15 protein-coding genes are annotated in these 19,710 nt (G+C 70.0%); 9 read left to right on the top strand and 6 right to left on the bottom strand.

From position 1 onward, the window contains the following. The first annotated feature begins 111 nt into the window (after positions 1–111). Entirely contained in the window at positions 112–2,151 is a 2,040-nt protein-coding gene (locus tag ACE3Q2_RS00890) for a 3-hydroxyacyl-CoA dehydrogenase NAD-binding domain-containing protein (RefSeq protein WP_374472088.1), read from the top strand. Between the two features lie 480 nt (positions 2,152–2,631). Here the strand turns inward: ACE3Q2_RS00890 and ACE3Q2_RS00885 are convergent, their stop codons facing one another. Then, positions 2,632–4,065: a transglycosylase SLT domain-containing protein gene (locus ACE3Q2_RS00885; protein ID WP_231697375.1), complete on the bottom strand. Its 1,434-nt coding sequence runs from the start codon at positions 4,063–4,065 to the stop codon at positions 2,632–2,634. 118 nt (positions 4,066–4,183) lie between these two features. On the opposite strand from ACE3Q2_RS00885, the gene ACE3Q2_RS00880 reads away from it, so the two are divergent. Next, entirely contained in the window at positions 4,184–5,683 is a 1,500-nt protein-coding gene (locus ACE3Q2_RS00880; protein WP_374472084.1) for a helicase HerA-like domain-containing protein, read from the top strand. 4 nt (positions 5,684–5,687) lie between these two features. Here the strand turns inward: ACE3Q2_RS00880 and ACE3Q2_RS00875 are convergent, their stop codons facing one another. After that, entirely contained in the window at positions 5,688–7,412 is a 1,725-nt protein-coding gene (locus ACE3Q2_RS00875; RefSeq protein WP_374472082.1) for a DUF2207 domain-containing protein, read from the bottom strand. After that, positions 7,412–7,954 (bottom strand): LemA family protein, encoded by a 543-nt coding sequence (locus ACE3Q2_RS00870; RefSeq protein ID WP_231697372.1) that lies wholly within the window; start codon positions 7,952–7,954, stop codon positions 7,412–7,414. The genes ACE3Q2_RS00875 and ACE3Q2_RS00870 overlap by 1 nt, the downstream gene beginning before the upstream one ends. A gap of 115 nt (positions 7,955–8,069) precedes the next feature. On the opposite strand from ACE3Q2_RS00870, the gene ACE3Q2_RS00865 reads away from it, so the two are divergent. Together ACE3Q2_RS00865 and greB are read left to right on the top strand one after the other, a co-directional pair. After that, positions 8,070–9,611 (top strand): AbgT family transporter, encoded by a 1,542-nt coding sequence (locus ACE3Q2_RS00865; protein ID WP_374472080.1) that lies wholly within the window; start codon positions 8,070–8,072, stop codon positions 9,609–9,611. A 3-nt stretch (positions 9,612–9,614) separates the two neighbouring features. Further along, a complete protein-coding gene (gene greB / locus ACE3Q2_RS00860) occupies positions 9,615–10,118 on the top strand; it encodes a transcription elongation factor GreB (protein ID WP_231697370.1) in 504 nt (167 codons plus the stop codon). A 1-nt stretch (position 10,119) separates the two neighbouring features. On the opposite strand, the gene rimO is transcribed toward greB, so the two are convergent. Then, positions 10,120–11,454, bottom strand: coding sequence for a 30S ribosomal protein S12 methylthiotransferase RimO (gene rimO, locus ACE3Q2_RS00855; RefSeq protein WP_374472229.1), 1,335 nt, complete (start codon positions 11,452–11,454; stop codon positions 10,120–10,122). A 99-nt stretch (positions 11,455–11,553) separates the two neighbouring features. Between rimO and ACE3Q2_RS00850 the strand changes: the two genes are divergently transcribed. The 3 genes from ACE3Q2_RS00850 to ACE3Q2_RS00840 are packed head-to-tail and all read left to right on the top strand — an operon-like array spanning position 11,554 to position 12,816. Beyond that, positions 11,554–12,216 carry a dienelactone hydrolase family protein gene (locus ACE3Q2_RS00850; protein WP_374472077.1) on the top strand — a complete coding sequence of 221 codons (663 nt, stop codon included), beginning with the start codon at positions 11,554–11,556 and terminating at the stop codon, positions 12,214–12,216. Positions 12,217–12,218: 2 nt separating this feature from the next. Beyond that, positions 12,219–12,641: an HIT domain-containing protein gene (locus tag ACE3Q2_RS00845; protein WP_374472075.1), complete on the top strand. Its 423-nt coding sequence runs from the start codon at positions 12,219–12,221 to the stop codon at positions 12,639–12,641. Between the two features lie 13 nt (positions 12,642–12,654). Continuing rightward, entirely contained in the window at positions 12,655–12,816 is a 162-nt protein-coding gene (locus ACE3Q2_RS00840) for a LiaI-LiaF-like domain-containing protein (protein ID WP_374472073.1), read from the top strand. A gap of 13 nt (positions 12,817–12,829) precedes the next feature. Here ACE3Q2_RS00840 and dcd read toward each other — a convergent pair whose 3' ends face one another. Together dcd and apbC are read right to left on the bottom strand one after the other, a co-directional pair. Next, positions 12,830–13,399: a dCTP deaminase gene (gene dcd / locus ACE3Q2_RS00835; RefSeq protein WP_043803983.1), complete on the bottom strand. Its 570-nt coding sequence runs from the start codon at positions 13,397–13,399 to the stop codon at positions 12,830–12,832. 40 nt (positions 13,400–13,439) lie between these two features. Continuing rightward, positions 13,440–14,528, bottom strand: coding sequence for an iron-sulfur cluster carrier protein ApbC (gene apbC, locus ACE3Q2_RS00830; protein WP_374472071.1), 1,089 nt, complete (start codon positions 14,526–14,528; stop codon positions 13,440–13,442). Positions 14,529–14,721: 193 nt separating this feature from the next. Here apbC and ACE3Q2_RS00825 point away from each other — a divergent pair, with 193 nt between their 5' ends. Then, the gene (locus ACE3Q2_RS00825; RefSeq protein ID WP_374472069.1) at positions 14,722–17,490 is read left to right on the top strand and encodes a TonB-dependent receptor plug domain-containing protein; all 2,769 of its coding nucleotides are present in this window, start codon (positions 14,722–14,724) and stop codon (positions 17,488–17,490) included. A 125-nt stretch (positions 17,491–17,615) separates the two neighbouring features. Then, entirely contained in the window at positions 17,616–19,706 is a 2,091-nt protein-coding gene (metG, locus tag ACE3Q2_RS00820; protein ID WP_374472067.1) for a methionine--tRNA ligase, read from the top strand. Positions 19,707–19,710 lie beyond the last annotated feature (4 nt).

Raw genomic sequence — 19,710 nt, 5'->3', positions numbered from 1 at the left:
CGCTGCTGGGACATCCGTGGCCCGGGAAAGTTCCGCGCCGGCGCGATGCGGCGTTGACCCCCCGGGGTCCTGCCCCGATGATACGGCCTCCCCTCCCTACCCTGACGTATGGTGACCGCCATGTTCGACGGACTTCGCCTCGCCCACTGGCAGGCCGACCGCCGCCCCGACGGCATCCTGGTGCTGACCCTCAACCGCGCCGACCAGGGCGTGAACGCCCTGTCGCGGGCCGTGCTCGACGAGCTCGAGGCCATGGTCGAGCGCATCGCCCTGGAACTGCCCAAGGGCGTCGTGATCATTTCCGGCAAGGCTGCCGGCTTCATCCCGGGCGCCGACATCAAGGGCTTCGAGGAAATCGCCGCCAAGGGCCTGGTCGAGGACTGGATCCGCCGCGGCCAGCTGGTGTTCCAGAAGCTGGCCGAGCTGCGCTGCCCCACTGTGGCGGCCATCCACGGCCACTGCATGGGCGGCGGCACCGAAATCGCGCTGGCCTGCCGCTACCGCGTGGCCAGCAAGGACGAAAAGACCCGCATCGGCCTGCCCGAGATCAAGCTCGGCATCTACCCGGGCTGGGGCGGCAGCGTGCGCGCGCCGCGCCTCATCGGTGCGCCGGCGGCCATGGACCTGATGCTGACCGGCCGCAGCCTGTCGGCATCGGCCGCGAAGGCCATGGGCCTGGTCGACCGCGTGGTGGAACCCGCGGTGCTGCTGGATGAAGCCATCAAGCTGGCCCAGCGCGGCACGAAGCGCCCGTTCAAACAACGCTTCCTGGCATGGGCCACCAACACCGGCCTGGCCCGCGCCATCCTCGCGCCGCAGATGGCCAAGCAGGTCGCGCGCAAGGCCCGCAAGGACCACTACCCCGCCCCGTTCGCGCTCATCGACACCTGGCGCCGCAGCGGCGGCCTGCCCGTCCACGCCGCGCTAAAGGCCGAGGCCAGGTCGGTGGTGAAGCTGGCCGGCACGCCCACCGCGCACAACCTGGTGCGGGTGTTCTTCCTGATGGACCGGCTCAAGGGCCTGGGCGGCAAAGACCATGGCATCCGGAAGGTGCACGTCGTCGGCGCCGGCGTGATGGGCGGCGACATCGCCGCCTGGTGCGCGCTGCGCGGCTTCGAGGTGACCCTGCAGGACCGCGAGATGAAGTTCATCCAGCCGGCCCTGGACCGCGCGGCGACGTTGTTCGCGAAGAAGGTGAAGGACGAAGCCAAGCGCGCCGCCACCGCCGCGCGCCTGAAGGCCGACGTCGAGGGCGCTGGCGTGGCCGACGCCGACCTGGTGATCGAGGCCATCTTCGAGAACCTCGAGGCCAAGCAGGCGCTGTTCGCCAAGGTCGAGGAGACGCTCAAGCCGGGCGCCATCCTGGTGTCGAACACCTCCTCCATCCCGCTCACCGAGCTGCGCGCGGGCCGCAAGGACCCGGCGCGTTTCGCCGGCCTGCACTACTTCAACCCGGTGGCGCTGATGCCGCCGGTGGAAATCGTCCGCCACGACGGCCTCGACCCCGAAACCGAACGCCGCCTGGCCGCCTTCTGCAAGGCCATCGACAAGCTGCCGGTGCCGGTGGCGGGCACGCCGGGCTTCCTGGTCAACCGCATCCTGGCGCCGTACATGCAGGAGGCGATCCTGTGCTTCGCCGAGGGCATCCCGGGCCCGGTGATCGACAAGGCGGCGCTGAAGTTCGGCATGCCGATGGGACCGATCGAACTCGTGGACACCGTCGGCCTCGACGTGGCCGCCAGCGTGGGCAAGATCATGGCCGACTTCCACGGCCAGGCGCTGCCCGAGGCCTTCAAGGTCGAAGCCGGCAAGCGCGGCAAGAAGGACGGCCAGGGCCTGTACAAGTGGGAAAACGGCAAGCCGGTGAAGCCCGAGGTGCCCAAGGACTACCAGGCGCCGGAAGACCTGGAAGACCGCCTCATCCTGCCGCTGCTCAACGAAGCCGTGAGCTGCCTGCACGACGGCGTGGTGGCCGACGCCGAACTGCTCGACGCCGGCGTGATCTTCGGCACCGGCTTCGCGCCCTTCCGCGGCGGCCCCATCCAGCACATCCGCGCCACGGGCGCCGCCAGGCTCAAGGCGCGCCTGGAAACCCTCGCCGCCCGCCACGGCGGCCGCTTCTCGCCGCGGCCGGGCTGGGACCAGCTTTAAGCGTCCTCCGACCGGCCTTCATCGGCCGGTCGCTTCTTGGGCTTGCCGGTTGGCAAGAACATCCAGTACTCGTGGGCGGTTGATCTCGGCAGGCGTCATCGCACGCAGTGAGGGGAGGTTTGCCCGGCGTCTTGCTAGCGCCATCCCTGGCAGCAAACGCCGGCCGCTCCGGGCCTCCTGCCCTCCGCTTCAACCCTCCCCTCACTGCGTACGCTGCCGCAGTCGCGGCGCATTGGCGTTCCGCGGGGACAAGCGCGTGCGCTGCGCGCACGGGCTCGCCAGCCGGCTGGCCACGGCGTCTGGACTGCGGCAGCGTGCACATACCTCTATGGATGAAGCGGAGGCAGGATGCCGTAGCGGCCGCGCCTCGATGGGCAGGACGCCGCGTCGAGGCGCGGGCAGCCATAGAGGTGTGTGCGCGATGACGCCTGCCGAGCACAACCGCCCACGAGCAAGTGACCTGCCTGGCAAAGCCAGGCCTCAGCCGCACCCCACCAGCTTCAAACGCTGCCCGGCGCGGATCACGTAGGGCGAGCGCAGGCCGTTGGCCTTGGCCAGGGCGGTGGCGCCACCGCAGCCGTGGCGGCGCGAGATGGAGCTGAGCGTGTCGCCCGACTTCACCCGGTAGCTGCGGTCCGGGCCGCGGGTGGCCGTGGCCGGCACGGTGGGCTTGCTGGCCGCCATCAGGGCGATGGCCTGCTGCGCGCGCGGGCCGCTCACGCAGTGCTCGCGGTACAGCGGCGGCACCGCCACCGGCACGCGCAGCTCGGTGCCGGCGGTGATGGCCACGTGCGGCTCGTAGCGCGGGTTGAGGTTGCGCAGGGCGCGGAAGAAGCCGTCGCGCGGGCCGCCCAGGCAGATCGCCAGCTGGTAGATCGAGGCCGGCGCCTCGAGCTTGATCACCGTGGCCGCGCCGTCCACCTTCGGGAACTCCAGGCCGTATTCCTCCGGGTGCAGGAACAGCCAGGCCGCCGCCAGCACGTAGGGCACGTAGTCGCGCGTTTCCGGCGGCAGCTGCGCCTGCACCGACGGGTCCCAGAACGACTTCCCGCCCGCGGCCCGCTTGAGCCGCAGCGCGCGGCCTTCGCCACCGTTGTAGGCCGCCACCGCGAAGGCCAGGTCGTCGCCCAGTTCGGCGAAGCGCTCGTTGAAGTAGAGCACGCTCGCGCGCGCCGCCAGCTGCGGGTCGTAGCGGGTGTCGAAGCCGTCGCGCCAGCCCAGGCCGAAGCGCGCGCCCGTGGCCGGCATGAACTGCAGCGGGCCCGCCGCGCCCGCACGCGACACCGCGTGCACGCGGCCGTTCGACTCCTTGGCCAGGATGCCGAACAGCAGCGCCTCGGGCAGGCCCGCCTGCTCGTACTCGGGCCACATCAGGAAGCGCATCTGCTGGTAGTTCTCCCAGCTGGCCACCAGGCTGGGGCGCATCCAGGTGAGCCACTCGGCCATCGCCGCCTTCACCGGCTCGTTGAGTTCGATCACCTGGCGCAGGTCGCGGCCGCGCAGCATCGCCACCGGGCGCGCCGCGGCGGGCATGGCGCCCAGCACAGGCGAGGCCTCGTCGGCCGGACGGGCGCCGTCGGTGGGCGTGCTGAAGCCTTCGCCGCCGCCAGCCATTCCGGCGCCCTCCTGCACCAGCGCGTCGTAGGCGGCCAGGAAGCGCGCGGTGTCGCAGCCGCGGGTGTCGCCGCAGCGGCGGGCGGATTCGAGCAGCGTGGCCGAGGCCTCGCGGATCGCCTCGCGCCCCTGCACCGCCTCGCCGCGGCCGAGGCGCGCCAGGCCCTCGCGGAACTGTTCGCTGGCGGACTCGAGCTGGTCGTAGAGCTTCTGGGCGTTGGCCGGCACGCGGCGGGCTTCGGCGGGGGCGGACAGCAGCGCCACGGCGGCGCACAGGACCAGCAGGAATGAGGGACGCATCGGGGCCTTCCGGGAAACAGGGCGGCAGACTAGCGAGGCCACCGCGGCCGCGGCAAGCGCCATGCGCCATGGGCTGCGGCTAGAATCGGGGCGACACGACCCGACGGAGCCTTCCCTGATGAGCGACATCCTGATCGGCAAGGGCGAGCTGCCCGTGCGCCTGCTGGGCAAGTACGGCAACCGCCACGGCCTGGTCGCCGGCGCCACGGGCACCGGCAAGTCGGTGACGCTGATGGTGATGGCGGAGGGTTTTTCGCGGCTGGGCGTGCCGGTGGTGATGGCCGACGTGAAGGGCGACATCGCCGGCCTGGCCATGCCCGGCAGCAGCAACGAGAAGATCGCCGCGCGCGTGCAGCAGATCGGCGTCGAGGGTTACGCCAACGAAGCCAGCCCGGTGGTGTTCTGGGACCTGTACGGCAAGCTCGGCCACCCGCTGCGCACCACCGTGTCCGAGGTCGGGCCGGCGCTGATGTCGCGCATGCTCGAGCTCAATGACACCCAGTCGGGCGTGATGGACATCGCCTTCAAGCTGGCCGACGACCACGGCCTGCTGCTGCTCGACCTGGACGACCTGCGCGCCCTGCTCAACCACGTCACCGAGAACAAGGCCGACATCTCGAAGCAGTACGGCCTGGTCAGCCCGCAGTCGGTGGCCGCCATCCAGCGCGCGCTACTGCGGCTGGAACAGGACGGCGGCGAGCAGTTCTTCGGCGAACCGGCCCTTCAGCTGGCCGACCTGATGCGCCAGGACATGTCCGGCCGCGGCGTCATCAACCTCATCGCCGCCGACCAGCTGATCCTGCGCCCGCGCCTGTATTCGAGCTTCCTGCTGTGGTTGCTGAGCGAGCTGTTCGAAACCCTGCCCGAGGTCGGCGACCTCGAGGTGCCCAAGCTGGTGTTCTTCTTCGACGAGGCGCACCTGCTGTTCGACGACTGCCCGCCGGCGCTGCAGCAGCGCGTCGAACAGGTGGTGCGCCTGATCCGCTCCAAGGGCGTGGGCGTCTACTTCTGCTCGCAGAACCCCGACGACGTGCCCGACGAGGTGCTGGGCCAGCTGGGCAACCGCGTGCAGCACGCGCTGCGCGCCTTTACCCCGCGCGACCAGAAGGCCGTGCGCACCGCCGCCGAAACCTTCGTGCAGAACCCGAAGCTCGACGTGGCCAGGGTCATCGGCGAGCTGGGCGTGGGCGAGGCGCTGGTGTCGATGCTGCAGGACAAGGGCGTGCCGATGCCGGTGGAGCGCGCGCTGATCGCCCCGCCGCGCTGCCGCATGGGCGCCATCACCGAGGCCGAGCGCGCGCTGGTGCGCAGCCGCAGCCCGGTGGGCGGCAAGTACGACACCGCCGTGAACCGCGAGTCGGCCTTCGAGATGCTGGCCAAGCGCGCCGAGCAGGCCGCCGCGCCGGAAGCGCCCGCGCCCGCCGGCAATCCGGGCGCACCGGCGCCGCAGGCTGAAGCGAAAACGCCGTCGAAGCTGGACGAATTCCTCTGGGGCACCAAGCGCCGCCAGGGCGCGGTCGAGGCCGCGGCCAAGTCGGCCACGCGTACGGTGGCCAACGGCATCGGCCGGCAGATCCTGCGTGGTTTGCTGGGCGGGCTGCTGGGCGGGAAACGCTGAGCCGCTAGCGCCCGCCGCCTCCGCCGCCGCCACCACCGCCGCCGGAAAAACCGCCGCCGCCACTGCCCGAGCTCGATCCCGGCGGCGAGGCCGAGGACGAGATCGTCTGGCCCAGCGAGCCCGACAGCGCCTGGTTCACGCCGCCCAGGCTGAAGCCGGCGGCGCCGGTGCCGTGGTACCAGCCCAGGTTGCGCGCGGTTTCCGCCGCCGCCGCCGCGCCCACCGCGGCGGTGAAGCGGCCGGTCCAGGCGTCCTCGACGCCCAGGGCCATGGCGAAAGGCAACAGCGTTTCGTAGCGCCCGGCGTCGAGCGCGGGCTCTTCGGCCCCCGGGCCGGCCAGGCGGGCCAGCTCATCCTTCTCGGCCACGCTGAGGTAGAGCTTCAGGCCCTCGATGCGGTCCAGCAGCCGGCGGCCCTCGGCGGTGGGCGCCATCATCGCCCAGCCCGCCAGCACGTGCGCCACCAGCGACAGGCCCATGAGCACCAGGATGGCGGGCACGCCGTGGCCGGCGGCGACGATGAAGGCCAGCGCGCCATACACCACCGAAAACGCCAGGCCGCCCAACGCGGTGCCGCCGTTGCGCACGAAGTACTTCGGCCGCAGCCGGCGTTCGATGGACAGCATGTGCTGCAGGCGCGAATCACGCAGCACGGCGTGGTTCTCCTGCTTCAGCTCCAGCCGGGGACCATCCGTGAACAGGGGCGCGAACAGCGCCGCCTCGGGGCGCAGCGCCGGTGCCGGGGCGCCTTCCACCAGCTGCAGGTTCCACTCCTTGCCGCCGGGGTTGTGGAGCGTGAGTTGGCCGCGCACCGCCAGGTCCACCAGGTCGGCGTTGTAGCAGCGCGCGTCGTAGACCATGCGGGTCAGGCAGCGCAGCTCGCCGGGCGAAAAACCTTCGGGCGGTTCGTACTGGGGGAACACCGGGCCGGGCGCGGGGTCGCGGCCATGCCGGCTCCAGCGGCGCCAGTAGAAGGCCAGCAGCAGCACCAGGCCCACCAGGGCGATGCCGACGCCGGCGTTGTCGCGGAAGAACCAGGTGGCACGCTGCGAGCGGGTGGGCTCGGGCACTACGCCCTTGGGGAAACGCAGCACCACGCTCAGGCCCAGGCCATTGCCCAGCGCCCGGGTGGCGTCGAAGCGGGCGCCGCCATCGCGCACTTCCGCGCGGTAGTCCTGGCCGCGCACGCCGTAGGCGCCGGTGTAGGCCTCGGCGCCCAGCTGCGCCGCCGGCACCGGTTTGGGCAGGAACACGGTGGCGCCGGCGTGGTCGATCGGGAAGCCCCAGCCCAGGCCGGTGACGTTCCAGTACAGCTCGTCGTGCCTGTCGAAGAAGCCCAGCTGGCGCGTGGTGCGGTAGCGGATGACGTAGCGGTGTTCGGCCGGAACCTTCAGGAAGTCGTCGGTGCCCAGGCTGATGCGCACGCCGTTGGCGATGCGCTCCACCGTGGCCGGCTCGGGCTGGCCGTTGCGCTCGGCGCCCAGGAATTCGAAGTCCACCTCGACGCGGTTGCCCAGCGGGTCCTCGTAGCGGGTGGGGAAGTCGCGGTAGATGCCGCGCCGGATCAGCACGCCCTCGGCGCGCACCACGATGGTTTCGGCCACCAGCAGGCTGCCGTCGGGCTGCACGCGCAGGTCGGCGTCGAAGGACAGGATGCGCTCCTGCGCCGCGGCGCCCGGCGCCAGCAGCGCCAGCGCGAAGGCCAGGACCAGCGCGAACGCGACGCGCATCAGCCACCCACCCGCGGCGCCTGCCGCCCGCCGTCGCCGGCCTCGAAGAATTCCGCCTCGCCGAAACCGAAGGCACGCGCCACCAGCAGGTCGGGGAAACGCTGCACGCCGTCGTTGTTGGCGCGCACGGCGCCGTTGTAGAAGCGGCGCGCGTACTGCAGGTGGTCCTCGACCTCGACCAGGTCGGCCTGCAGCTTCAGGAAGTTCTGGCTGGCCTTGAGCTCGGGGTAGGCCTCGTTGAGCACCACCAGCCGGCCCAGCCCGGCCTCGAGCTCGCGCTCGAGCCCGGCCAGCGCGGCCGGCGAGGACGTGGCCAGGGCCCGGGCGCGCAGCTCGGTGACGTTTTCCAGCAGGGCCTTCTCATGGCCGGCGTAGGCGCGCACGGCCTCCACCAGCCGGGGCACGAGGTCGTGCCGCCGCATCAGTTGCACGTCGATGTCGCTCCAGCCGGCGCGCACCTGGTTGCGCAGGCGCACCAGCCGGTTGAAGGCGAACACGGCCCAGGACAGCCCCACGCCAAGAACAACCACCAGCCAGGCCATGGCCCCTCCCCTTCGATTCCCGGCCCCGATTATCCACGCCTCACGTGCCGCGCGCGCCCCCTCGGGTATATTCGCCAGCCCCGGGCCGAGCCTGCCCCCGACACCGGAGAGTCCAATGACCGATACGACGCCCACCCGCCCGAGCGCGGTGGACCGCTTCCTGGCCGTGGTCGAACGCGCCGGCAACACCCTGCCCCACCCGGCGACGCTGTTCTTCCTGCTCACGGTGGTCGTAGTCATCGCCAGCGCCGTGGTGGCCCAGTTCGACGTGGGCGTGGTGCACCCCAAGACCGGCGAGACCGTGACCTCGGTCAACCTGCTGAGCGTGGACGGCCTGCAGCGCATCATGGGCGGCCTGGTCACCAACTTCACCGGCTTCGCGCCGCTGGGCACGGTGCTGGTGGCCCTGATCGGCATCGGCGTGGCCGAGCACAGCGGCCTGATCGGCGCCTGCCTGCGCATCGTGGTGCTCAACGCGCCGCGTTTCCTGCTCACCCCCATCGTGGTGTTCGCCGGCGTGATGTCGAACATGGCCAGCGAGATCGGCTACGTGCTGTTGGTGCCGCTGGCGGGCCTGCTGTACGTGGCCGCGGGCCGGCACCCCATCCTGGGCATCGCCGCGGCCTTCGCCGGCGTGTCGGGCGGCTATTCGGCCAACCTGCTGCTGGGCACCATCGACCCGCTGCTCTCGGGCCTGTCGCAGGAAGCCGCGCAGATCGTCGACCCCGAGTACACCGTCAGCCCGGCCGCCAACCTGTTCTTCATGCAGGCCTCGACCCCGCTGATCACCCTGCTGGGCTGGTTCGTGACCGAGAAGATCGTGGCGCGGCGCTTCCCGGACGGGAACTACGGCCGCGGCGACGAGAAGATCGAGCCGCTGAGCCCGGCCGAAAAGCGCGGCCTGGCCTATGCCGGCATCGCCACCGTGGTGCTCGCGGCGCTGGTGCTGTGGGCCACGGTGCCGGCCGACGGCGCGCTGCGCATCGCCGGCGAGAGCGACGTGCTCAAGTCGCTGGCGCCCTTCCTGCACGGCATCGTGGCGCTGATCTTCGTGGCCGGCGGCCTGGTGGGCATCGCCTACGGCGTGGGCGCCGGCACCATCCGCAACGACACCGACGTGGTCAACGGCATGTCCAAGTCCATGGGCACGCTGGCCAGCTACCTGGTGCTGGTGTTCTTCGCGGCGCAGTTCGTGGCCCTGTTCAACTGGACCCAGCTGGGCCTGATCTTCGCGGTCGAGGGCGCCGAATTCCTCAAGGCCGTCGGCCTGCCCAAGATCCCGCTGCTGCTGTGCTTCATCCTGCTCACGGCGGTGGTGAACCTGGCCATGGGCTCGGCCTCGGCCAAGTGGGCGCTGATGGCGCCGGTGTTCGTGCCCATGTTCATGCTGCTGGGTTATTCGCCGGAAGTGACCCAGACCGCCTACCGCGTGGGCGACTCGGTGACCAACATCATCTCGCCGATGATGAGCTACTTCGCCCTGGTCATCGCCTTCCTGCAGCGCTACGAGCCCAAGGCCGGCATCGGCACCGTGGTGGCGACGATGATCCCGTACTCGATCACCTTCCTGCTGGGCTGGTCGCTGCTGTTCGCGCTGTGGATCGCCCTGGGCCTGCCGCTGGGCCCTGGCGCGCCGCTGGTCTACCCGGCGGGCTGAGCCATGGCGCGCTGGCGGCCGCCGGGAGAGAAGTCCACGGCGATCATCACCCGCGCCGGCTTCGAGCGCCTGCGCGCGGAGCTCGACGACCTGTGGCGGGTGCGCCGCCCCGAGGTGGTGCGCGCGCTCGCCGCGGCCGCGGCCGAGGGCGACCGCAGCGAAAACGCCGAATACACCTACCGCAAGAAGCAGCTGGGCGAAATCGACCGCAGGGTGCGCTACCTGAGCAAGCGCCTGGAGGTGCTGAAGGTGCCCGAGGGCCGGCCGGCCGACCCGGAGGCGGTGTTCTTCGGCGCCTGGTTCGAGATCGAGCACTGCGACAGCGGCGAATGCCTGCGCTACCGCATCGTCGGCCCGGACGAAACCGACGCCAAGGCCGGGCACATCAGCGTGGACTCGCCGCTGGCGCGCGCCGTGCTGCGCCGGCGCCTCGACGACGAGGTCGAGGTGCACCTGCCGGCCGGGCCGGCGCGCTACGTCATCGTCGTGGTCGAATACCCCGACTGACTCAGTCTTCCTCGTCGCCGACCAGGCCGAACAGGTCGTGCTCGTCGCTGCCCATGATGCGCACTTCGCAGAAGTCGCCGGGCTTCAGGCCCGCCGCGGCGCCGTCCTGGATCTGCACCAGGCCGTCGATCTCGGGCGCGTCGGCCTTGGAGCGGCCGATGGCCAGCTCGCCGTCGATCTCGTCCACCAGCACCGTCTGCATGGTGCCCACCTTGCGTTCGAGCTTTTCGGCGCTGATCTGCGCCTGCAGCTCCATGAAGCGGGCCAGGCGCTCCTGCTTCACTTCCTCGGGCACGGCGCCCGGCAGGTCGTTGGCGCTGGCGCCTTCCACCGGCGAATAGGCGAAGGCGCCGACGCGGTCGAGCTCGGCCTGGTCCAGGAAGGACAGCAGCTGCTCGAAGTCCTCTTCCGTCTCGCCCGGGAAACCGACGATGAAGGTGCTGCGGATGGTCAGCTCGGGGCAGATGTCGCGCCAGCGCTGGATGCGCTCGAGGGTCTTGTCCACCGCGCCCGGCCGCTTCATCAGCTTCAGGATGCGCGGGCTGGCGTGCTGGAACGGGATGTCGAGGTAAGGCAGCACCTTGCCCTCGGCCATCAGCGGGATCACGTCGTCCACGTGCGGGTACGGGTAGACGTAGTGCAGGCGGGTCCAGAGGCCCAGCTCCGACAGGCCCTCGCACAGGTCCTTCATGCGGGTGGCGTACTGGCGGCCGCGCCACTCGCCCGGGGCGTACTTCAGGTCCACGCCGTAGGCGCTGGTGTCCTGCGACACCACCAGCAGCTCCCTGACGCCGCCGCGGGCCAGCTTCTCGGCCTCGCGCAGCACGTCGTCCACCGGGCGCGAGACCAGGTCGCCGCGCATCGAGGGGATGATGCAGAAGCTGCAGCGGTGGTTGCAGCCCTCGGAAATCTTCAGGTAGGCGTAGTGCTTGGGGGTCAGCTTCAGGCCGTAGTCCGGCACCAGGTCCACGAACGGGTCGTGTTTCGGCGGCAGGGCCTGGTGCACCGCGCTCATGACGCTGGCGTAGTCCTGCGGGCCGCTGATCGAGAGCACGCCCGGGTGGGCCTCGCGGATCTGCTCGGGGCGCTTGCCCAGGCAGCCGGTGACGATGACCTTGCCGTTCTCGGCCAGGGCCTCGCCGATGGCGTCCAGACTCTCGGCCACGGCCGAATCGATGAAGCCGCAGGTGTTGACCACCACCACGTCGGCGGCGTCGTAGGTGGGGACGATCTCGTAGCCCTCGACCCGTAGCTGGGTCAGAATGCGTTCGGAGTCTACGAGGGCCTTCGGGCAGCCGAGGCTGACGAAGCCCACCTTGGGGTGGCTGGCGGACATGGGCATGCGGGGTTCGGGCGGGGGGCGGAGTATACCCCTCGCCGACGCCCCGGCCGGTGTAGGCTAGCCCAACGGACCAACGCGGCAGGGGAGCCAGCCATGGGCCAGACCATTTCCATCAGCACCCGCCACGGGCGCATTTCCGGCTGGCAGGCCAAGCCGCACGACAAGCCGCGCGGCGCCCTGATCGTGGTGCAGGAAATCTTCGGGGTGAATCCGCACATCCGCCAGGTGGCCGACCGCTTCGCCAACTACGGCTACCTCGTGGTGGCCCCCGCCCTGTTCGACCTGGTCAAGCCCGGCACCGAGCTGGCCTACGACGAGGCCGGGGTGAAGGAAGGCCGGGCCCTGGCCGAGGAACTGGGCTTCAACGGCGCCCTGGACGGCGTGCGCGGCGCCTACGACCTGCTCGAGGCCGAGCACCGGGTGGGCGTGGTGGGCTACTGCTGGGGCGGCAGCGTGGCCTTCCTGGCCAACACCCGGCTGGGCCTGCCCGCGGTGAGCTACTACGGTGGCCGCACCGTGCCCTTCCTGCACGAGCGCCCCAAGGCGCCGCTCATGATGCATTTCGGCGAAAACGACCCGCTGATCCCGCCCGAAGACGTGACCAAGCACCGCGAGGCCCTGTCCTCGGCCGAAATCCACGTCTGGCCCGGCGCCGGCCACGGCTTCAACTGCGACCAGCGCGCCGACTACAACGAGGAAGTCTCGAAGCAGGCCCTGGAACGCACCCTGTCCTTCTTCCAGAAGACCCTGCGCTGACCGTGGCCGGCTTCGAACTCGACCCGCGCCTGGCGGGCGACACCCTGCTGGTGGCCGACGGCCCGCTCAGCCAGCTGCGGCTGATGGACGACGCGCGCTTCCCCTGGCTGGTGCTGGTGCCGCGCGTGCCCGGCGCCGTGGAATGGCTCGACCTTTCCGGCGACCAGCAGCGCCTGCTGCTGGCCGAACTCAACCTGGCCGGCCGGCTGCTGCGCGGCCTGGGCCCGGTGCACAAGCTCAACATCGGCGCGCTGGGCAACGTGGTGCGCCAGCTGCACGTGCACGTGGTGGCGCGCCAGGAAGGCGACGCGGCCTGGCCCGGCCCGGTCTGGGGCGCCGGCGCGCGCCAGCCCTACGTGGCGGAACAGCGCACGGCGCTGCTATCGTCGCTGCGCCAAGGCCTGGGCGACTTCCCGGGCGACTGACCCGGAGCAGACCATGAAATCCAACCTCGTCCCCGCCCTGATCCTGATCGTGCTGGGCGCGCTGCTGCTGGCCAACAACCTGGTGCCCGAGTTCCGCATCTGGGCGGTGCTGATCGACTGGTGGCCGCTGGCCCTGATCGTGCTGGGCGTGAGCATGCTGTTCCGGCGCAGCTGAGCCCCGCGCCGGCTCAGGTGCGGGGCAGCGTGACCCCGGTCTGGCCCTGGTACTTGCCGCCGCGGTCCTTGTAGCTGGTTTCGCAGACTTCGTCGGACTGGAAGAACAGCATCTGGGCCACGCCCTCGCCGGCGTAGATCTTGGCCGGCAGCGGCGTGGTGTTGCTGAATTCCAGGGTCACGTGGCCTTCCCACTCGGGCTCGAGCGGCGTGACGTTGACGATGATGCCGCAGCGCGCGTACGTGCTCTTGCCCAGGCACACCACCAGGGTGTCGCGCGGGATGCGGAAGAACTCCACCGTGCGCGCCAGCGCGAAGCTGTTGGGCGGGATGATGCAGACGTCCGACTCGATGTCCACGAAGCTCGACGGATCGAAGGCCTTGGGATCGACGATCGTCGAGTTGATGTTGGTGAATATCTTGAACTCGCGCGCGCAGCGCACGTCGTAGCCGTAGCTCGAGGTGCCGTAGCTGACGATGCGGTGGCCGTCGGCGGCGTGCTTGACCTGCCCCGGCTCGAAGGGCTCGATCATGCCCTGCTGCTCGGCCATGCGGCGGATCCACTTGTCGGACTTGATGCTCATGCGGTTCGGGCTCGGGGGCGAAAGGCCGGATTCTACCGGCTCAGGTGTTGCTGATGACGATGTTCGGCAGGCCGATGGCCTTGTTCCGGGCCTGCAGCGACAGCCGGGCCGCGGTGCGGCGGGCGATGTCGCGATAGGCCAGGGCCAGCGGCGAGCCCGGGTCGGCCGCCACGGTGGGGGCGCCCGAATCGGCCTGCTCGCGGATGCGGATGTCCAGCGGCAGCGAGCCCAGCAGGGGCACGCCGTACTGGGCCGCCATGCGCTCGCCGCCGCCGGCCCCGAACACATGCTCGGCGTGGCCGCAGTTCGAGCACACGTGCACGGCCATGTTCTCGACGATGCCCAGCACCGGCACCTCCACCTTGGCGAACATCTGCAGCGCCTTGCGGGCGTCGAGCGTGGCGATGTCCTGCGGGGTGGTGACGATGACCGCGCCGGAAACCGGCACGCGCTGGCACAGGGTGAGCTGGATGTCGCCGGTGCCGGGCGGCAGGTCGATGACCAGGTAGTCCAGGCCCTGCCAGCGGGTGTCGTTGAGCAGCTGCTGCAGCGCCTGGGTGACCATGGGGCCGCGCCAGATCATGGGCGTGTCCTCGCCGATCAGCAGGCCGATGGACATGGCCTGCAGGCCGTGGTTTCGCTTGGGTTCGATGGACTTGCCGTCGGGGCTGTCCGGGCGGCCTTCCAGACCCAGCATCTTCGGGATGGAGGGGCCGTAGATGTCGGCGTCGAGCACGCCCACCGTGGCGCCCTCTGCCTGCAGGGCCAGGGCCAGGTTCACGGCGGTGGTGGACTTGCCCACGCCGCCCTTGCCCGAGGCCACGGCGATGATGTTGCGGACCTCGGGCATCGGGGTCAGGTCCTTCTGGACCTTGTGGGCATGGACCCGGGAGCCGACCGAGACCGTCGCCTGCTCCACCCCGGGCAGGGCCTCCAGGCAGGCCCGGGCCTCGGCCGCCAGGGCCTCGTGCCAGCCGCGGGCCGGGTAGGCCAGCTGCAGCTCCACGGCCACCCGGCCGCCGTCGATGCCGATGCCGCGGACGCTGCCCTGCTCCACGAGGCCCAGGCCGGTGTGCGGGTCGCGCAGGGCGGCCAGCGCGGCGGAAACGGTGGATTGGCTGGGGAACATCGGCAAGCTCCTGCAACGAAAGGGTTTTCCGGGCCCGCGGAGGGCGGGTTCAGGTTCGCGAAATGGCAAAAACCGCATATGTTTTCGGTACCGGCATTGTGTTACGTTCCAGTTAAGGCAGGAGGGGTTTCGACCTGCCGGATCGCAAAACAACCAGTTACAGACAACAACAGCGACCATTCTAGGGGGTCCAATGAAGACTGCTCCAATCGCCGGGTATCGCCGTTCGGTGCTTGCCCGTTCGCTTGCCCTCGCCCTGACGCTCCCGTTCGCTTTCTCCGCCGCCGCGCAGGAAGCCACGGACGAGGACGAGGAATCCACCGATGAGACGACCCAGCTCGACGCCGTCGAGGTCGTGGGCTCCCGCATCAAGCGCGCCGAGATCGAGGGCCCGTCCCCGGTCACCGTGATCACCTCGGCCCAGATCGAGGCCGAAGGCTTCAACACGGTCTACGACGCGCTCAACACGCTGACCCAGACCACCGGCTCGATCCAGAACGAGCTGACCCAGAACGGCTTCACCCCGAACGCCCAGGTGCTGAACCTGCGCGGCCTCGGCCCGGGCCGCGTGCTGACCCTGATCAACGGCCGCCGCGCCGCCGACTACCCGCTGCCCTACAACGGCCAGTCGAACTTCGTGAACCTGTCCTCGGTCCCGACCGCGGCGGTCGAGCGCATCGAGCTGCTGGCCGGCGGCGCCTCCGCCATCTACGGTTCGGACGCGGTCGCGGGCGTGATCAACATCGTCCTCAAGACCAACTTCGAGGGCCAGTACCTTTCCTACCTCACCGGCAAACCCAGCCGTGGCGGCGCGCCGACCAACGACGTGCAGTGGGTCGGTGGCAGCACCGGCGAACGCTGGAGCCTGACCTACGCGGTGGAGTACTTCGACCGCGGCGCGATGTACGCGTCCGAGCGTGACTTCATGGACTCCTACCGCGACGACCCGAGCGTCGACCCGTCCGCCGCCACCGCCGTGCAGGGCATCCGCCTGCGCGACCGCCTGATCGGCACCGGCGCGAACAGCCAGGTCTGGCAGGACGGCGAAAACCTCGAGTCCACCTGCGCCCGCTGGGGCGGCGACTTCGAGATCGACGCCCGCCCGACCGGCTCCTGGTGCGGTTACTACGGCTACCCGGCGACCCAGGCCATCCGCAACTCGGACGAGAACATCTCCGGTTACATCTACGGCACCCTGGACATCAACGACAACCTGCAGGGCTTCGCCAGCCTGAACGTGTGGGATTCGCAGGCCTCGGCCGCGTCCGCCACCCAGTTCTGGTCGGTGCCGCTGTACTACGACGTGAACTTCGGCTCGATCATGGACGGCCAGCGCATCTTCACGCCGAGTGAAGTCGGCGGCTTCGATGCGCAGCAGACCGTGTTCAACGAGCAGTCCATCGACTTCTCGGCCGGCCTGCGCGGTTCGATGATGGACAACCGCTTCGATTGGGACTTCACCGTCAGCCACTCGCGCTACGAAACCAACAACGACCGTCCGCGCTTCCTGGCCCAGGCCCTGACCGACTTCTTCCTTGGCCCTCGCCTCGGCACCGTGGCCGGCTTCCCCGCCTACGCGCTGAACCAGGATCGTTACTTCAACCCGATCACCCCGGCCGAGTTCAACGCGCTGTCCACCATCGTCAAGACCCGCGCCGATTCCAGCGCCTCGACCGCGCAGTTCGTGCTCTCCGGCGACCTGTTCGAGCTGCCGGCCGGCCCGCTCTCCTTCGCCGCCGTGCTCGAAGCCGGCACGCAGGAGTACGAGCTCAACGCCGACCCGCGCATCCTCCCGGGCCAGAACATCATCTACAACCTGACCGGCACCGGCGGCGGCGGCGACCGCAACCGCTACGCGCTCGGCTCCGAGTTCGCGATCCCGGTGACCGACAGCTTCAAGGCCACGCTGGCGGCGCGCTACGACCTGTACGACGACATCACCCAGGTCGACAACGCGTTCACCTGGAACGCCGGCCTCGAGTGGCGTCCGTTCGACAACCTGCTGTTCCGCGGCGCCTACAGCACCTCGTTCCGCGCCCCGGACATGCACTACATCTTCGCCGACGAGTCGGGCTTCTTCTCGACCGTGTTCGACGAATACGCCTGCCGCAACGCCGGCAACACCGTCACCCAGTGCGGCAACAACGCCACCTGGAACTACTCCGCGTTCGGCGTCCGCCAGGGCAACCCGGACCTCGAGGAGGAAGAGGGCAACTCGTTCACCGTCGGCATGGTGTGGGACATCGTCGACAACCTGTCGTTCACGGTCGACTACTACCAGGTCGAACTCGAGGGCGTGGTCGGCGACATCAGCTCGGCCTACATCCTGCAGAACGAAGCCGACTGCCGCCTGGGCTCCGACCGCCAGGGCAACACGGTGGACGGCAGCTCCGCGTTCTGCCAGTTCATCCTCGACAGCGTGATCCGCACCGTGGGTGGCCCGAACGACGGCCGCATCGAGCAGGTCAACCGCGGCCCGATCAACCGTTCGTACATCTCGAACGAGGGCATCGACGCCAGCCTGCGCTACGACATGGACACCGACCGCTACGGCAACTTCAGCTACCAGCTGTCGTGGTCGCACGTCCTTGACCAGAAGTTCGCCGAGTTCGCCGGCGAGCCGCGCGACAGCTACCGCGACGACCTGACCAACTTCGACTTCCGCTCCCGCATGCGCGGCAGCGTGTCGTGGGAGTACAAGGACCTGAACGTCACGGTGTTCGGCATCCGCTACGGTTCGCTGCCGAACTGGGAGGAGACCGGCCGCATCGCGCCCTACCACGTCTACAACCTCAACGTCGGCTACGAGTTCACCGAGAACTTCAGCGCCAACCTGATCGTCAACAACGTGCTGGACAAGATCGCCCCGAAGGACGACAGCTTCTTCACCTACCCGTTCTTCTGGCGCGCCTACAGCCCGATCGGCCGCGAGGTCTTCGTGCAGGCGAACTTCCGCTGGTAATACCGCTGCATCGGTCCACGTGACCCGAGGCCCGGCGAAAGCCGGGCCCTTTTTTTGCGCCCGCGGCGGCCGCCCCGGCGGCGCGATCTGGGATAATGGCGCCCCCGCCGAGGAAGCCCCGCCCGATGACGCCCCGCCCCGCCCTGGTCACCACCGCCCTGCCCTATGCCAACGGCCCCCTGCACCTGGGCCACCTGGTGGGCTACATCCAGGCCGACATCTGGGTGCGCGCGCGGCGCATGTCCGGCGGCGAGACCCATTTCGTCTGCGCCGACGACGCCCACGGCACGCCCATCATGCTGGCCGCCGAGAAGGCCGGCATGGCCCCCGAGGACTTCATCCGTGGCATCCAGGCCGGGCACGAGGCCGACTTCGCGGCCTTCCGGGTCGACTTCGACCACTACCACTCCACGCATTCGGACGAGAACCGCGAACTCGCCAGCCTGATCTACACGCGCCTGCGCGACGGCAGCCACGGCGCGAAGGCCATCGCCGTGCGCTCGATCCAGCAGCTCTACGACCCCGAGCGCGGCATGTTCCTGCCCGACCGTTACATCAAGGGCGAATGCCCGAACTGCGGCGCGGCCGACCAGTACGGCGACAACTGCGAGGTCTGCGGCAAGGCCTATGCCCCCACCGACCTGAAGAACCCGCGCTCGGTGGTATCCGGCGCCACACCCGAGCTGCGCGATTCCGAGCACTACTTCTTCGAGCTGGGCAAGTTCGAGGCCTTCCTGCGCGAGTGGCTGGCCGGCGACGTGGCCCACCCGGCGGTGAAGGCCAAGCTGGCCGAATGGCTCGAAGGCGGCCTGCGCGACTGGGACATCAGCCGCGACGCGCCCTACTTCGGCTTCCCCATCCCCGACGCGCCCGGCAAGTTCTTCTACGTCTGGCTCGACGCGCCCATCGGCTACCTGGCCTCGTTCAAGGCCCTGTGCGCGAAGACCGGCACCGACTTCGCCGCCTTCACCGACGCCGCCCGCGCCGGCGACACCGAGATGCACCACTTCCTCGGCAAGGACATCATCAACTTCCACGGCCTGTTCTGGCCGGCCATGCTGCACGGCGCCGGTTTCCGCGCGCCCACCGCGCTGCACGTCAACGGCTACCTGACGGTGAACGGCGCGAAGATGAGCAAGTCGCGCGGCACCTTCGTGATGGCCCGCACCTACCTCGACGCCGGCCTCGACCCGGAGGCGCTGCGCTACTACTTCGCGGTCAAGACGGGCGCCGGCGTGGTCGACCTCGACCTCAACCTCGAGGACTTCGTGGCGCGCGTGAACGCCGACCTGGTCGGCAAGTTCGTCAACATCGCCAGCCGCTGCGCCGGCTTCATCACCAAGCGCTTCGACGGCCGCCTGGCCGAGGCGCTGCCGGAGCCGGCCATGTACGAGCGCTTCGTCGCCGGCGTGCGCGAGGTGGCCGCCAGCTACGCCCGCGACGAGGTTGGCCAGGCCATGCGGCAGGTGATGGCGCTGGCCGACGAGGCCAACCGCTACATCGACGAGCGCAAGCCCTGGGTGATCGCCAAACAGGAAGGCACCGACGCCGAACTGCAGGCCGTGTGCAGCCAGGGCCTGAACCTGTTCCGCCTGCTGGCCGCCGCGCTCAAGCCGGTGCTGCCGGGCACGGTGGCGCGCGCCGAGGCCTTCCTGCGCGCGCCCGTGCCGCGCTGGGACGACGTGGCCGCGCCCCTGCTGGGCCACGCCATCGCGCCCTTCGAACCCCTGATGACCCGCATCGACCCCAAGCAGATCGAATCCATGACCGACGCCAGCAAGGAAGACCTCAAGCCTGTGGGAGGGCCTTCAGGCCCGACTGATGGCAAGGCAAGCAAGAAGCAAGTCGGGCCTGAAGGCCCTCCCACAGAGGCGAAGGGCGTGGCCTTCATCGGCATCGACGACTTCGCCAAGCTCGACCTGCGCATCGGCAAGGTGCTCGAGTGCGGCTTCGTGGACGGCTCCGACAAGCTGCTGCGCTTCCTGCTCGACGCCGGCGAACTCGGCCAGCGGCAGATCTTCAGCGGCATCCGCGCCAGCTACGGCGAGCCGGAGAAGCTGGTGGGCCGCAGCGTGGTGTTCATCGCCAACCTCGCGCCGCGCAAGATGCGCTTCGGCCTGAGCGAGGGCATGATCCTGTCGGCCGGCTTCGACGGCGGCGCGCTGGCCCTGCTGGGCGCCGACGACGCCGCCGCGCCGGGCATGCCGGTTCGGTAAGCGC

The sequence above is a fragment of the Arenimonas sp. genome (assembly GCF_041913985.1).
In the GTDB taxonomy this organism is placed as follows: domain Bacteria; phylum Pseudomonadota; class Gammaproteobacteria; order Xanthomonadales; family Xanthomonadaceae; genus Arenimonas.
Note: the sequence above shows the minus strand (reverse complement) of the source record. Positions and strands in the feature narration are given on the sequence as shown.

Coding starts and splice junctions, on each gene's coding strand:
- metG (WP_374472067.1), top strand. CDS start 17,616: ATGACGCCCCGCCCCGCCCTGGTCACCACCGCCCTGCCCTATGCCAAC.
- rimO (WP_374472229.1), bottom strand. CDS start 11,454: ATGTCCGCCAGCCACCCCAAGGTGGGCTTCGTCAGCCTCGGCTGCCCG.
- greB (WP_231697370.1), top strand. CDS start 9,615: ATGGCGCGCTGGCGGCCGCCGGGAGAGAAGTCCACGGCGATCATCACC.
- ACE3Q2_RS00840 (WP_374472073.1), top strand. CDS start 12,655: ATGAAATCCAACCTCGTCCCCGCCCTGATCCTGATCGTGCTGGGCGCG.
- ACE3Q2_RS00825 (WP_374472069.1), top strand. CDS start 14,722: ATGAAGACTGCTCCAATCGCCGGGTATCGCCGTTCGGTGCTTGCCCGT.
- ACE3Q2_RS00865 (WP_374472080.1), top strand. CDS start 8,070: ATGACCGATACGACGCCCACCCGCCCGAGCGCGGTGGACCGCTTCCTG.
- ACE3Q2_RS00885 (WP_231697375.1), bottom strand. CDS start 4,065: ATGCGTCCCTCATTCCTGCTGGTCCTGTGCGCCGCCGTGGCGCTGCTG.
- apbC (WP_374472071.1), bottom strand. CDS start 14,528: ATGTTCCCCAGCCAATCCACCGTTTCCGCCGCGCTGGCCGCCCTGCGC.
- ACE3Q2_RS00880 (WP_374472084.1), top strand. CDS start 4,184: ATGAGCGACATCCTGATCGGCAAGGGCGAGCTGCCCGTGCGCCTGCTG.
- ACE3Q2_RS00875 (WP_374472082.1), bottom strand. CDS start 7,412: ATGCGCGTCGCGTTCGCGCTGGTCCTGGCCTTCGCGCTGGCGCTGCTG.
- ACE3Q2_RS00870 (WP_231697372.1), bottom strand. CDS start 7,954: ATGGCCTGGCTGGTGGTTGTTCTTGGCGTGGGGCTGTCCTGGGCCGTG.
- dcd (WP_043803983.1), bottom strand. CDS start 13,399: ATGAGCATCAAGTCCGACAAGTGGATCCGCCGCATGGCCGAGCAGCAG.
- ACE3Q2_RS00850 (WP_374472077.1), top strand. CDS start 11,554: ATGGGCCAGACCATTTCCATCAGCACCCGCCACGGGCGCATTTCCGGC.